15 protein-coding genes are annotated in these 12,413 nt (G+C 73.7%); 10 read left to right on the top strand and 5 right to left on the bottom strand.

Annotated features, from left to right (window positions below):
• The first annotated feature begins 96 nt into the window (after positions 1–96).
• Positions 97–732, top strand: coding sequence for a class F sortase (locus ACFUK0_RS16925; protein ID WP_380250767.1), 636 nt, complete (start codon positions 97–99; stop codon positions 730–732).
• A gap of 125 nt (positions 733–857) precedes the next feature.
• On the opposite strand, the gene ACFUK0_RS16930 is transcribed toward ACFUK0_RS16925, so the two are convergent.
• Entirely contained in the window at positions 858–1,319 is a 462-nt protein-coding gene (locus tag ACFUK0_RS16930) for an SsgA family sporulation/cell division regulator (RefSeq protein ID WP_380250769.1), read from the bottom strand.
• Between the two features lie 181 nt (positions 1,320–1,500).
• On the opposite strand from ACFUK0_RS16930, the gene ACFUK0_RS16935 reads away from it, so the two are divergent.
• The 3 genes from ACFUK0_RS16935 (at position 1,501) to ACFUK0_RS16945 (ending at position 4,118) form a co-directional block, all read left to right on the top strand.
• Complete coding sequence (locus ACFUK0_RS16935) at positions 1,501–1,704, top strand: Arc family DNA-binding protein (protein WP_380250771.1); 204 nt, start codon at positions 1,501–1,503, stop codon at positions 1,702–1,704.
• A 26-nt stretch (positions 1,705–1,730) separates the two neighbouring features.
• The gene (locus ACFUK0_RS16940; RefSeq protein ID WP_380250849.1) at positions 1,731–2,117 is read left to right on the top strand and encodes a type II toxin-antitoxin system death-on-curing family toxin; all 387 of its coding nucleotides are present in this window, start codon (positions 1,731–1,733) and stop codon (positions 2,115–2,117) included.
• Positions 2,118–2,276: 159 nt separating this feature from the next.
• The gene (locus tag ACFUK0_RS16945) at positions 2,277–4,118 is read left to right on the top strand and encodes a DEAD/DEAH box helicase (protein ID WP_380250851.1); all 1,842 of its coding nucleotides are present in this window, start codon (positions 2,277–2,279) and stop codon (positions 4,116–4,118) included.
• Positions 4,119–4,127: 9 nt separating this feature from the next.
• On the opposite strand, the gene ACFUK0_RS16950 is transcribed toward ACFUK0_RS16945, so the two are convergent.
• A complete protein-coding gene (locus ACFUK0_RS16950; RefSeq protein ID WP_380250773.1) occupies positions 4,128–4,568 on the bottom strand; it encodes an SsgA family sporulation/cell division regulator in 441 nt (146 codons plus the stop codon).
• Between the two features lie 169 nt (positions 4,569–4,737).
• Between ACFUK0_RS16950 and ACFUK0_RS16955 the strand changes: the two genes are divergently transcribed.
• The 4 genes from ACFUK0_RS16955 to ACFUK0_RS16970 all read left to right on the top strand — a co-directional run bounded on the left by ACFUK0_RS16955 (position 4,738) and on the right by ACFUK0_RS16970 (position 8,509).
• Complete coding sequence (locus tag ACFUK0_RS16955; RefSeq protein WP_380250775.1) at positions 4,738–5,637, top strand: sensor histidine kinase; 900 nt, start codon at positions 4,738–4,740, stop codon at positions 5,635–5,637.
• A 212-nt stretch (positions 5,638–5,849) separates the two neighbouring features.
• Positions 5,850–6,533: a response regulator gene (locus tag ACFUK0_RS16960; RefSeq protein WP_380250777.1), complete on the top strand. Its 684-nt coding sequence runs from the start codon at positions 5,850–5,852 to the stop codon at positions 6,531–6,533.
• A gap of 460 nt (positions 6,534–6,993) precedes the next feature.
• The gene (locus tag ACFUK0_RS16965; RefSeq protein WP_073923031.1) at positions 6,994–7,644 is read left to right on the top strand and encodes an IclR family transcriptional regulator; all 651 of its coding nucleotides are present in this window, start codon (positions 6,994–6,996) and stop codon (positions 7,642–7,644) included.
• Positions 7,645–7,732: 88 nt separating this feature from the next.
• Positions 7,733–8,509: a S16 family serine protease gene (locus tag ACFUK0_RS16970; RefSeq protein WP_380250853.1), complete on the top strand. Its 777-nt coding sequence runs from the start codon at positions 7,733–7,735 to the stop codon at positions 8,507–8,509.
• Between the two features lie 124 nt (positions 8,510–8,633).
• Here ACFUK0_RS16970 and ACFUK0_RS16975 read toward each other — a convergent pair whose 3' ends face one another.
• On the bottom strand, positions 8,634–9,413 hold the full coding sequence (locus tag ACFUK0_RS16975) for an IclR family transcriptional regulator (protein WP_380250779.1): 780 nt from the start codon (positions 9,411–9,413) through the stop codon (positions 8,634–8,636).
• 227 nt (positions 9,414–9,640) lie between these two features.
• Positions 9,641–10,132: an Lrp/AsnC family transcriptional regulator gene (locus tag ACFUK0_RS16980; protein WP_380250781.1), complete on the bottom strand. Its 492-nt coding sequence runs from the start codon at positions 10,130–10,132 to the stop codon at positions 9,641–9,643.
• A 197-nt stretch (positions 10,133–10,329) separates the two neighbouring features.
• On the opposite strand from ACFUK0_RS16980, the gene ACFUK0_RS16985 reads away from it, so the two are divergent.
• The gene (locus ACFUK0_RS16985; RefSeq protein ID WP_380250783.1) at positions 10,330–10,947 is read left to right on the top strand and encodes a VOC family protein; all 618 of its coding nucleotides are present in this window, start codon (positions 10,330–10,332) and stop codon (positions 10,945–10,947) included.
• Positions 10,948–10,959: 12 nt separating this feature from the next.
• On the opposite strand, the gene ACFUK0_RS16990 is transcribed toward ACFUK0_RS16985, so the two are convergent.
• Positions 10,960–11,508, bottom strand: a complete 549-nt coding sequence (locus tag ACFUK0_RS16990; RefSeq protein WP_380250785.1) for a hypothetical protein — start codon at positions 11,506–11,508, stop codon at positions 10,960–10,962.
• A gap of 168 nt (positions 11,509–11,676) precedes the next feature.
• Between ACFUK0_RS16990 and ACFUK0_RS16995 the strand changes: the two genes are divergently transcribed.
• Positions 11,677–12,396 carry a response regulator transcription factor gene (locus tag ACFUK0_RS16995; protein ID WP_380250787.1) on the top strand — a complete coding sequence of 240 codons (720 nt, stop codon included), beginning with the start codon at positions 11,677–11,679 and terminating at the stop codon, positions 12,394–12,396.
• Positions 12,397–12,413 lie beyond the last annotated feature (17 nt).

Here is a 12,413-nt window from a genome sequence, read left to right on the forward strand (position 1 = left end):
CGGGTGCCGGGTCGGGCCGGCGAGCGGATGTGCCGGGCGGCCCGCGCCGGTTCACTGGCTCTGACTGGCTCTGGAAGGCCGACGAGGGGAGCAGGGGTGGCCGGGACGGACGGCAGGAGCCCGTGGCCGGGCACGCTCGCGGTCGGCACGGCGCTCGTCCTCGGCGCCTGGCTGCTGCACGACGGCGGCCGCAGCGTGCTGCCGCCCAGCCCGGGTGCGGCCCAGGCCGGCTTCGGCGCCGTGTCCGTCGTCCCCCCGCTCGGCCCGTCCGCCCCGACCCGGATCCGGATCCCCGCCGCCCAGCTGGACGCGCCCGTCACCGGTCTCGGCCTGGACGCCGAGGGCCACCTGGAGCCGCCCCCGGAGAACGACCGCAACCTGGCCGGCTGGTACCGCGGCGCCGCCACCCCGGGCCAGCGCGGCACCGCCATCCTGGCCGGTCACGTCGACACCCGCAGCGGACCCGCCGTCTTCTACGGCCTCGGCGCCCTGCACCGCGGTGACCGGGTCGAGATCGCCCGCCGGGACGGCAGCACGGCGGGCTTCCAGATCTACGCCATTGAGGTCTACGACAAGCAGCGGTTCCCCGACGCGCGGGTCTACGGCCAGGCCGCCGACGCGCAGCTGCGGCTGATCACCTGCGGCGGCGGCTTCAGCCAGGCGGACGGCTACCGGGGCAACGTGGTGGCGTACGCGTTCCTGACCGACACCGTCGCAGCGAAGAAGGCATGACCGCACCGTCGCAGCGAGGAAGGCATGACCGCACCGTCGCAGCGAAGAAGGCATGACCGCGCGGAGACATGACGAAGCGCCCCGGTGGCGTCCGCCGTCCGGGGTGCGCCTGCGGCCCGCCGGCCTCAGCCGAGCAGTTCGGCGAGCGCCCGGTCGGCGTCGAGGTACTGGTGCTCCTCGCCCTCCGCGACCACCAGGAAGCTGCGCCACAGGAAGCGGCGCAGCTCGGGACAGTCGAACTGGAGCAGGGCGACGCCCTCGGCGGCGCGCAGTTCGACCACGGTGCGCGCGGCGAGCGCGGGGCGGATGTGGACGTCGCCGATGCCGGCCGGCCCGTCGAGCCCGGCGGCGAGCAGCTGCCGGGCGAAGACCCACTCGACCTCGTGGCCCGCCCCCTGCACCGACCCGTCCGGTGCTCCGTCCGGGGGCACCTCGTCGAGTGAGTACTCGGCGGGGAAGGCCATCCGGACGGCCAGCGGGTCCACCACGCGGTAGCGGAGGGTCACCCGCATCGGCACCGAGCGCTGGGTGGAGATGATCAGGCGGGCCTGGACGACCTGCTCGACGGCAGTGGCGGCAGTGGACACGGCGGTATTCCTCCCGAGTGGACATGAGGCCCTTGTGGCGGGTGGGGCGGCAGGCCTCACCCGAGAGAGTCCGTGAGCGGCCGGTGCTTACCCGGGTTCACCGGGTTTCCGGAGTGACCTGAGTCACAGTACAGCCGAGAAACCGGTACCACCGTGACCCCAGAATCAGTACCGTTGCGGTATGGCAATGAACCTGAGACTGACCGAGGAGCAGCAGGAGGCCCTGCGCGAGCGGGCCGAGGAGGAGGGCCGCAGCATGCACGCGGTCGTCGTGCGCGCGATCGAGCGCTACCTCGACGAGGGCACCGACCGCGAGGCGGTGCGCAGGCTCGGCGCGAAGTACGCCGCCCGGCACTCCGACCTGCTCCGCCGGCTGGGCGAGTGAGCGCGCAGCCCCGCAGGCCCGCGCCCGTGAAGTACCTCACCGTCCTGGAGATCCTCGAACTCGCCGAGTACGCCTGCCAGGGCCAGGAGGTCGGGGTGCGCGACCTGGGGCTGCTCTCCTCGGCCGCGCACCGCCCCGAATCGCAGATGTTCGGGGTCGAGGCGTACACCGGGCTGTTCGAGAAGGCCGCCTCGCTGCTGCACTCGCTGGCCGCGAACCACCCCTTCGTCGACGGCAACAAACGGACGGCCTGGATGAGCACCGTGGTCTTCCTCGACCTGAACGGCGCCGCCATGGACGGCGTCGACCAGGACGAGGCATACCTGCTGGTGGTGGGCGTCGCGGCCGGTGAGATCGCCGAGCCGGCGGAGATCGCCCGGCGCCTGCGAGCGCTCCACGAGGGGCAGGCCTGACCCCCGGGGTGCCTCCGTGTCGGGCGTCGCCGCGACGCCCGGCCCGGTAGGCTAGGCGGGTTGTCCGACCGCCGCCCGACAGCGGGACGGGGCCGCTCCACCGCCCCTGACCTGCGACGATCCCCCTCGGAGACCGTGAGTACTGCCGCCGCCTCCTCGATGCCCCTCTTCTCCGACGCCACCCAGCCGGACGTGCCCGCACGGGCCGTCGGGCCGGTGTCCCCGGCCGCCTCGCACCACCTGTCGCCCGCCTTCCCCGGCCGCGCCCCCTGGGGTACGGCCGGCAAGCTGCGCGCCTGGCAGCAGGGTGCGCTGGACCGGTACATCGAGAAGCAGCCCCGCGACTTCCTCGCGGTCGCGACCCCCGGCGCAGGCAAGACCACCTTCGCGCTCACCCTCGCCTCGTACCTGCTGCACAACCACCTGGTGCAGCAGATCACCGTCGTCGCGCCGACCGAGCACCTGAAGAAGCAGTGGGCCGAGGCCGCCGCCCGGATAGGGATCAGGCTGGACCCGGCCTACTCCTCGGGCCCGCTGTCGAAGGACTACCACGGCATCGTGATCACGTACGCCGGCGTGGGCGTCAACCCGATGCTGCACCGCAACCGCACCGAGGCCCGCAAGACGCTGGTGATCCTGGACGAGATCCACCACGCCGGCGACTCGAAGTCCTGGGGCGAGGGCTGCTTCGAGGCCTTCGAGCCGGCCGCCCGCCGCCTCGCGCTGACCGGGACGCCGTTCCGCTCGGACACCAACCCGATCCCGTTCGTCCAGTACGAGGCCGGCGGCGACGGCATCCGCAAGTCCGTCGCCGACTACACCTACGGCTACGGGCACGCCCTCGCCGACCACGTCGTCCGCCCGGTGATCTTCCTCTCGTACAGCGGCAACATGCGCTGGCGCACGAAGTCCGGCGACGAACTGGAGGCCCGGCTCGGCGAGCCGATGACCAAGGACCTCATCGCCCAGGCCTGGCGCACCGCGCTGGCCCCGCAGGGCGAGTGGATCCCGAACGTGCTGCGGGCCGCCGACAAGCGGCTCACCGAAGTGCGCAAGGCCATCCCGGACGCCGGCGGCCTGGTGATCGCCACCGACCAGAACGCGGCCCGGGCCTACGCCAAGATGATCCGCGAGATCACCGGACAGGGCGCCACCCTGGTGCTGTCCGACGAGACCGAGGCCTCCCAGCGGATCTCCGACTTCGCGGCCGGCGACTCCCGCTGGATGGTCGCCGTCCGGATGGTGTCCGAAGGCGTCGACGTGCCCCGGCTGGCCGTCGGCGTGTACGCCACCTCGATCTCCACCCCGCTGTTCTTCGCCCAGGCGGTCGGCCGCTTCGTGCGCGCCCGCAAGCGCGGCGAGACCGCCTCCGTCTTCCTGCCGTCCGTCCCGATGCTGCTCGGCTTCGCGAACGAGATGGAACTCCAGCGCGACCACGTGCTGGACCGGCCGAAGAAGGAGGGCGACGGCCTCTTCGACGAGGAGGACCGCCTGCTCGCCGAGGCCGAGCGGGCCAACGACGGCCCGGACGGCGCCGGTGGCGACGAGTTCTCCTACGAGGCGATCGGCTCGGACGCGGTCTTCGACCGGGTGCTCTACAACGCCATGGAATTCGGCATGCAGGCGCATCCGGGCAGCGAGGAGGAGGACGACTACCTCGGCATCCCCGGCCTGCTCGAACCCGACCAGGTGCAGATGCTGCTGCAGAAGCGCCAGCACCGGCAGATCCAGCGCAGCAGGGCGAAGCCGGCCGAGGAGGCCGACCTGCTCGAACTCCCCGCCGACCAGCGCCCGGTGGTGACCCACCAGGAGCTGCGCGAGCTGCGCAAGGAGCTCAACTCGCTGGTCGCGGCCTGGCGCCACCGGGTCGACCAGCCGCACGGCGCGATCCACAACGAGCTGCGCCGGCAGTGCGGCGGCCCGCTCACCGCCCAGGCGACGGCCAACCAGCTGAAGGCCCGGATCGCCAAGATCAAGGAGTGGGCCTCCGCCACCCGCTGACCCGGCCCGTCAGCCCTCGGTGGACTGCAGGAGCAGCGTGAGCTCCCGCTCCAGGGAGAGCGCGCAGAACTCCTCGCCGAACGGCACCAGGCGGTCGGAGCGCAGCAGGACGGCGTGCAGGGCCGGGGCCGGGGCGAGCAGCTCGGCGGTGCCGCCCGGCGAGCGCAGGACGATCCGCAGCAGGTCCGGGTCGGCGTCGTGCGGGCGGACGTGCACGTCGCCCTCGCCCACCGGGTCGGTGAGCCCGTCCAGCAGGAGTTCGCGGGAGACCGCCCAGGTGACCGGCGCCTCGTCCGCCGTGTCGAAGGTCAGCCGCAGGACCAGCGGGTCGTCCGAGCGGAAGGCGACCGCGACGTCGAGCCGCGCCTCCAGGCCGGGGCCGCACGAGAGGTCCATCGGAATGCGGGCGTCGATCCGCTCCCTCTCGTCTGACTGGTCGAGAAATCGCATACTGTCCCCTGTCGATCTCGTATGTCGGGCTCTACGCGATCAGACTCCATGCTTCACGAGAAGGTTGCATCGGCCCTATGTGGGGGACTCATTTCCTCTCTTATGGTAGAAATTAATAAGCATTACGGTGGTAGACACAGGGGCCTGGTCAATGCTAAAGGGGCGATCGGTGAGCAGAACGGGTCCGCCCCTGGGAACAGTGCTGCCCGCGGTCGTGGCGGGCCTTGCCCTCACCTGGTCCTGGCGGCGCGTCAGGGCGACCCGGGCGGCCGCCGAGGCCTACCGGGAGCAGGGCCGGCTGGAGGAGCGCGGGCAGGTCGGCCGGGACGTCCACGACACCGTCGCGCAGGGCCTCGCCGCGATCACGATGCTGGCACGCGCCGCTGAACTCGCACTGGAGCGGGACGGCGACGCCGGCACCGCCCGCGAGCGGCTCGGGGCCATCTACGACGTCGCGGTCCTGAGCCTGGGCCAGTCGCAGGACCTCACCCACGGGGCGGCCTACTCCGAACTCGGCGCGGACGGCCTGGAACCGGCCGTCCGGACGCTCTTCGCGCTGACCCGGCGCACCCTGGAGGCCGGGGCCGAGCTGCTGGCTGACTCCCCGCAGCAGTGGTCCCGGTGCGGTGACAGGCGGCTGCCCGAGCTGTCGCTGAGCACGACGGGCACGCCCCGGCGCCTCCCGCTGCCGGTGGAGAGCGCCGTGCTGCGGATGATCCAGGAGGCGACCTCGAACGCGATCCGGCACTCCGGAGCCTCGGAGGTGACCATCCGTCTGCACTTCGGCGCCGACCGGATCCGCGCCGCCGTCACCGACGACGGCTGCGGCCTCGCGCCCGCCGGAGGCGGACAAGGCGTCGGCCTCGGCCTGGCCGGCCTGGCCCGCCGGATCAGCCGGCTCGGCGGCCGCCTGCTGGTCGACTCCCCGGCCGGCGCGGGCACCACGATCGCGGTCGAGTTCCGCTACCGCCGGCCCGCGCACGGCCCGGCCGACGGCCGCCGCCCCGGCGCGGCACCCGGACACCGCGACCGCCCGGCCCCCCGGTCCGGGCTGCGACCGCGCCGGTAGCATGATCTACCCTTCAGCCGCGCCGGGCCGGGACGTCCCCGGGCCCGGCGGTGCGTTTTCCCGACCGACGTCGGGGGCCCGGGGCGCGGACCGCCGCCCCGATCAGGATCTCGACGGACTTCACCGGTCCGCATTCAGTGGGAGCGTCATGGCCAGGATGGTCCGCGGTGCGTCCGCGGTGGGCTGCATACGGCTGCGACGGCGGCCGCGCCGTGCGTGAGGCGGCACTGTCACGCGGCGCGGCGCCCGGCCGCCCGGTCGCGGTCATGGTGGTCGACGACCACCCGGCCATCCGGCTCGGCGTGCGGGCCATGCTGTCCGGCCAGGCCGACCTGCGGGTGGTCGCGGAGGCCGCGGGCGAGGAGACGGCACTGCGGCTGATGGCCGAACTGCCCGACGAGGACCGCCCCGACGTCGTCCTGCTGGACATGCACCTGGGCACCGGCCTCTTCCAGGGCATCGACCTGATCCGCAGCCTGGTCGCGCTGGAGCCCGCGCCCGCCGTCCTGGTGCTCAGCGCGTACGGCACCGACCAGGACGTGTTCGCCGCGATCGACGCCGGGGCGACCGGGTTCCTCGGCAAGGAGACCGCCGCCGAGGGGCTGCTCCCCGGCGTCCGGGCGGCGGCCCGCGGGGAGTCGGTGCTCGGCCCCGGGGCGGTCAACGGCCTGCTGCGCCGGATGCGCGGCGGCGGCCCCGTCCTGTCGCCGCGCGAGGTCGAGGTGCTGCACCTGCTCGCCGACGGCCTCTCCAACCGGCAGATCTCGACCGAGCTGTTCATCAGCGAGGCGACCGCCAAGAGCCACCTGACCAACATCTACACCAAGCTCGGGGTGGAGAGCCGGGGAGCCGCGGTGGCCGCCGCCCGCCGCGAGGGGCTGCTGCGGGCCCGCTGAACCCCGGCCCGGCCGTGGCGCCGGCGGCGCACTCCGGACGTTCGGCCGCAATCCGCCCCGATCGGCCCGGAACGGTTCTGATCCGCTCCGATCGGCCGTGATCGGCTCCGATCCGGGCAATCCGGCCGGGCCCGAGTGTCCGAACTCCGGACTGTGATCGAACTGATGCCCGTCAAACCCCTGGTGTTCTGTCCAGGTATGTCCAGATAAGCCGGAATCGATCAAACCGATCGTGACCGAATTTTGGACAAGCACTTCCCCAGCAAGCATCTCCTTCACTACCTTTCCTTCACGCTCCCTCGTCAGGCAATCCCCCGCGAGACGGGCGCCCGCAGGGCCGCTTCCCCGTCAACGACGACGAGCGGCGGGCCCTGGCGCGGCCCACCCAACCTGCGCGCGACACCCCCACCCGGCCCGGCCCCGCCGCCGCCGGTGACCGCCGCGGAAAGGAATGCGCGTCGTGACTGCCGAGACCTCCCAGACCCTGGACCGAGGAGTACGGGTCCTCAAACTCCTCGCCGACTCCGAGCGGGGGCTGACCGTCACCGAGCTGGCCGCCCGCCTCGCCGTCAACCGCACCGTCGTCTACCGGCTGCTCGCCACCCTGGAGCAGCACGGACTCGTCCGCCGCGACATCGGCGGCCGGGCCCGGGTCGGCCTCGGCGTGCTGCGCCTCGCCCACCGGGTGCACCCGCTGCTGCGCGAGGCCGCCCTGCCCGCCCTGCGCAGCCTCGCCGAGGATCTCGGCGCGACCGCCCACCTGACCCTGGTGGACGGCAACGAGGCCCTGGCGGTGGCCGTCGTCGAGCCCAGCTGGACGGACTTCCACGTCGCGTACCGGACGGGCCTGCGCCACCCGCTGAGCGAGAGCGCGGCCGGGCGGGCGATCCTGGAGGCCCGCGGCTTCCCCGGCCAGCGGCGGCCCGAGGACGGCTTCGTCATCACCCGCGCGGAGGAGCAGTCCGGAGCCAGTGGCGCGGCCGCGGCGCTGGTCGGGCTGAGCGGCATCGAGGGCAGTGTCGGCGTGGTGATGCTCAACGGGCTCGTCCCCGAGCGGGTCGGGCCGCGGGTCGTCGAAGCGGCCACCGAGGTGGCCGACGCCCTGCGGTAGTGCCCGCGGGCCGGGCCGGGTGTGTTTGGATGCCTGTGTGCCCGAGCAGAAGCTGTCCTCCGCCCCGACCGCCGGCCGGCCCCAGGCCCTGACCACGCCGCGGGCCCGTGCGCTCACGCTGTGCGGCGTGCTGGTCGCCGCGCTGGTCGCCGTCGCGGTGTTCGTCCCGCTGCCGTACACGCTCACCCTGCCCGGGGTGACGGCGGACACCCTCGGGGAGTACCACGGCCGGCCCGTCCTGACGATCACCGGTGCCCCCGTCCGTCCGGTCGACGGGCAGCTCAGGATGGTCACCATCTCCGCGACCAACCAGGACGAGCGGATCAGCCTCTGGGACGCCCTGCGGGCCTGGGCCGACCCGAAGAAGGCCGTCCGGCCGACCGACACGGTGTACCCGAAGAGCGACCCGGTCAAGTCGGAGCAGGTGGTGGCCCAGCAGATGACCGAGTCGCAGGACAGCGCGACCCTCGCGGCCCTGTCCTACCTCCACCTCTCGCCCGACCAGGTGAAGGTGAAGATCGACCTCGACGACATCGGCGGCCCGAGCGCCGGGCAGATGCTCGCCCTCGGGATCGTCGACCGGCTCGGCGGCGGCACGGCCGGCGGCCTCACCGGCGGCCGGACGATCGCGGGCACCGGCACCATCGACGACGAGGGCAACGTGGGCGCGGTCGGCGGCGTACCGCTGAAGACCCAGGCGGCGGCCCGGGACGGCGCCACCGTCTTCCTGGTGCCGAAGGGCGAGTGCTCGGACGCGAAGGTGAACACCCCGAAGGGCCTGCGGCTCGTCCCGGTCTCCACCCTCGCGGAGTCGGTGTCGGTGCTGGACGCGCTGCGCAGCGGCGGGAGCGTACCGGCCTGCTGAGGCGGTGCTCCGCGGGCCCGGTGACGGGGGAGCGGCGGCGACTGCGGGCGGGACAGGGCCGGGCGGAGCCCCGTACGCCCGGCCGGGCCGCGGTCCTCGGAGCGGCGGGTGGGTGCGGGTCGCCTCAGAGGCCGAAGGCCACCGAGACGAAGTCGTCGCTGAGCCTGGTCCGGAGCTGTGCGGCGATGGCCGCTAACCGGTGCGCCTGGGTCATCGGCAGGGTGACCGACACGGCGGCGATGCCGTTGCCCGCGACGATCGGGACGGCGGCGCCGGCCGTGCCGAGCGTGAACTCCTGGTACTGCGTGATCGGGGTGGCCCGCTGCGGCCCCTGGCTGGGCAGCAGCGGCAGGTGCTGGGGCTCCCGCAGGGTGTACGGGGTGAGCGCGACCATCGGGTAGCGGGCCAGGTGGGAGCGGCGCTCCTCGGCGGACATCAGGGCGAGCAGGGTCTTGCCCGCGGAGTGGGCGTGGGCGCCGCGGTGGAAGTCGCGGTGGTCGACCACGGGCGAGCCGGGTGCGGCGGCGGTGGCCACGAGTTCCACCTCGCCCTGTCGGTACAGGGCGAAGTAGACGGCGGCCGACAACTCGTTCGCGAGCACGGTGAGCAGGCGGTCCAGCCGGTGGCGGCCCGCGGCCGGACTCTCCTCCCGGGTGAGTCCGGCGACCGCGGGCCCGGTCAGGTAGCGGCCTTCGCGGCGTTCGAGGTAGCGGTCGTGGACGAGGGTCCGCAGCAGGTGGTAGGCGGTGCCGAGGGCGAGCCCGGTGTCCCGGGCCAGCTGCTTGGCGGTGGCGCCCTTCGGGTACCGGGCGGCGGCCTCCAGCAGGCGCAGGGCGCGCTGGGCGGAGGTGATCAGGGTCGGGGCGGCGTCGGTGTCGGCCGCGGGGGTCGTGAGGGCGCTCATCGGGTGGCCTCGCGAGCAGCCGGCGGGGCGGCGGGCAGGGCCGGCGGGGCTGTCCGGGGAGGTGACGATACGTTCATGCAAGGATCTTTCCTGCACGAGCCGCTGGCATATGCCGAGAATTGAGGGCGGGTCGGGTGCGGACGGCCCTGTCACGGCGTCAGCGGCAGCGACTCGCAACGCCTCTGAGGTCAGGTCACCGAGCCCGGTGGCGAGCGGGTGTCACGCGTTCACTCGGCGGCGGCCTGGTCCACCAGCGGCAGGATGCGGTACGGCACCGGATTCTCCAGCGCGATGGCCGTGGCCGAGCGGACGATCCCGTCGAAGCCCACGACGCGGTCGATCACCCGCTGGAGGTCGGCGTTCGAGCGGGCCACGATCCGGACCATCATGTCCCCGTGCCCGGTGATGGTGTGCAGCTCCAGCACCTCCGGGACGGCCGCCAGGTGCGCCCGCACGTCCGCTCCCTGGCCCTGCGAGATCTCCAGCGTGGCGAACGCCGTCACGGGGTAGCCGAGCGCGGCCGGGTGCACCTCCGGGCCGAAGCCGCCGATCACCCCCCGGGCCTGCAGCCGGTCCAGCCGGGCCTGTACGGTGCCGCGGGCGACCTGGAGCCGGCGCGAACACTCCAGGACCCCGATCCGGGGCTCCTCGGCCAGCAGCCTGATCAGCTTTCCGTCCAGCACGTCGATCGCGTCGTTGGGGGAGTGGGCGGGGGACATCGAGGCTCCGTCCGATGGGCATTCTGTACAGCGGCGGGGTCAATTGTCCGGCCCCGCCGCACAGCTTGACCAGGAGGAATCGGAACAGTTGCGCATCGGCGGGCCGGGCGCCACCCTCCAGCCACACCCCGTGGGGCAGGCCCCCACCCGCCCGGCGGGGCGCGCACTGGTCCGCACGCCTACCGGGAAGGCCCGCCATGACCGACACCGCCGGGACCCGCGTCACCGTCCACCCGCACCCGGGCGGTCCCCGCCGCCGGGCCGGCCGCCCGCGCCCCGGCCCCTCCGGCGCCGGCCCCGCCCGGGACGCGGGGGCCGTACCGGGCGGCCGCAGCGACGCGGTCGTCCTCGCGGTACGGGACGCCGAACGGGCCGCGCACCGCTACGCGAGCGCCCTCGACCTGCGGTGCACCGCCTACGCGGGCCCGGAGACCGGCGAGTACGAGACCGTCTCCTACGTCCTCGAAGGCGCCGGCAGCAGATTCGTCCTCACCTCGCCCGTCCGGCCGGTCGGCGGACACGCCCGGATGCTGGCCGCCCACCTCGCCGCCCACGGCGACGGCATCGTCGACCTGGCGATCGCCGTGCCCGACCTGCACTACGCCTACGACTACGCCGTCGACCGGGGAGCCCTCCCGCACGCCGAGCCGTACGAGGCGCACGACCGGCACGGGACGGTGCGGCTCGCCGTCATCGGCGTGCCCGGCGGCATCCGGCACACGCTCGTGGACCGCTCCGGCTACGCCGGGCCCTACCTGCCCGGGTACGCCGCCGTCGGCAGCCGGTGGCCCGCAGGCGCCGTGCGCCGCAGGTGAACCGACGCAGCCTCAGGGAACCACGATCTGGACGTCCGGCTCGTGGTCGTTCCAGGTCACGAAGACCGAGTTGACGGTGCCTTCGCGGGAGAAGTCGATCCGCATCCACCGGTCCCCGTGCCAGACCTGCATCTGCCACCCCGCCTCCGGTGTGGCGGAGACCAGTTCGGCGCTGGCGGGCTGCAGGTCGAGGGCCACCCGGCCACCGGGCATCAGGTAGCTGTGCACCGTGCTGGACGGCGTCGCCCGGCGCGGCGAGGGCGAGGACGAGGCGGAGGCGGGGCGCGGGGTCGTCGCGCCGTGCGACGGGCTGGGCGAAGGGGTCGGCGTGGGCGTGGGCGTGCTCGCGGGAGTGGTGGCCGGCGCCCCGGCCGTCGTCTGCAGCGCCACGGCGGACTTCTCCGCCGACGCCCGGGCGGCCGCGGGCGAGGGCAGCGGCAGCGCCTTCGGCCGCTCGAAGGCCGCGCCCGTCAGCACCGCGTGCACGCCGAGCCAGGACAGCGCCACCGCCGCGCCGGTGGCCGCCGCCCAGGCGCCGAGTTGAACCAGTCCGTTCCGCATCGCCCGCTCATCCTGCCGTATCCGGAGGACCACCAGCTCAGCACCCCTGACTATAAAAAGGAAACCTGCACAAACCCTTCCGGACCCGATCGGGATGCACCTGGTATCCGTCCGAGATCCACCCCGAGGTACAGACCACTTGGCGTCCATGGCGTACCGTGCTGGCCCATGGCAACAGTGCTCGTGGTCGAGGACGACCCATTTGTACGCTCCGCCCTCATCCGGCACCTGTCCGACTCGGGGCACGCGGTCCGCAGCGTCGGCACCGCCCTGGAAGCACTGCGCGAAGTGGCGCAGGTCGGCTGTGACCTGGTGATCCTCGATCTCGGCCTGCCCGATCTCGACGGCAGCGAGGCGCTCAAGATGATCCGCGGCCTCACCAACGTGCCGGTGATCATCTCCACCGCGAGGGACGACGAGGCCGAGATCGTCCGGCTGCTCAACGACGGCGCCGACGACTACCTGGTGAAGCCCTTCTCCGGCGAACACCTCTCCGCCCGGATGGCCGCCGTGCTGCGCCGCCTCGGCAGCAGCACCGCGCCGGCCGCCAAGATCCTCCGGGTCGGCGGCCTCGCCATCGACCTCCAGCGCCGCGAGGCCGTCCTCGACGACCGCACCCTCGACCTGACCCGGCGTGAGTTCGACCTGCTCGCCTTCCTCGCCGCCCGCCCCGGGGTCGTCGTGCCCCGCAAGGAGATCCTCGCCGAGGTCTGGCGGCAGACCTACGGCGGCGACCAGACCATCGACGTCCACCTCTCCTGGCTGCGCCGCAAGCTCGGCGAGACCGCCTCCAGCCCGCGCTACCTGCACACCGTGCGCGGCGTCGGCGTCCGTCTGGAGGCGGCCGGCCACGCTCCCGGACCGATACCCGCGGAGCACCGGACATGAGGCGCCGCAGCGGACGG

Source organism: Kitasatospora sp. NPDC057223 (assembly GCF_042669755.1).
Taxonomy (GTDB): Bacteria; Actinomycetota; Actinomycetes; order Streptomycetales; family Streptomycetaceae; genus Kitasatospora.